This window comes from Acinetobacter sp. A2 (assembly GCF_012371325.1).
Lineage (GTDB): Bacteria > Pseudomonadota > Gammaproteobacteria > Pseudomonadales > Moraxellaceae > Acinetobacter.
Map to the genome: position 1 here is coordinate 1 of NZ_JAAZQX010000070.1, position 521 is coordinate 521.

Annotated in this window: 1 pseudogene; it reads left to right on the forward strand. The window is 42.4% G+C overall.

The features are described from left to right. Positions 1 to 521: pseudogene (locus tag HHA43_RS13130) on the forward strand (IS5-like element IS17 family transposase); the annotation flags it as partial.

Sequence of the window (521 nt, forward strand, 5' to 3'; positions counted from 1 at the left end):
TTATTCCGTCTATCTTTACGTATGGTCACTGGCTTTGTGCAAAGTCTGATTAAACTTTGCGGATTAAATTGGACCGCACCAGATTACAGTACGCTTTGTAGAAGACAAAAGCATATTGATATTGCAATCAGCTACCAAAAAAGTAGCGATGGGCTGCATCTACTCGTAGACTCTACAGGCATGAAGTTTCTAGGTGAGGGCGAATGGAAACGCAAGAAACATGGAGCTGAATATCGTCGCCAATGGCGTAAACTACATATTGGTATAGATGCCAAAACCCTACAAATACGCGCTATTCAGCTCACAACCAATAATGTCAGTGATTCACAGGTGCTTGGTGATTTACTTAATCAGATTCCACAAGATGAGCAGATTGACTCTGTTTATACCGATGGAGCTTATGACACCAAGCAATGCCGTCAGGTCATTGCAGATCGGCAAGCACATGCGGTGATTCCACCTAGAAAAAATGCGAAACCATGGAAAGATACAAAGAGTAGCTCGCTAGAGCGAAATGAATT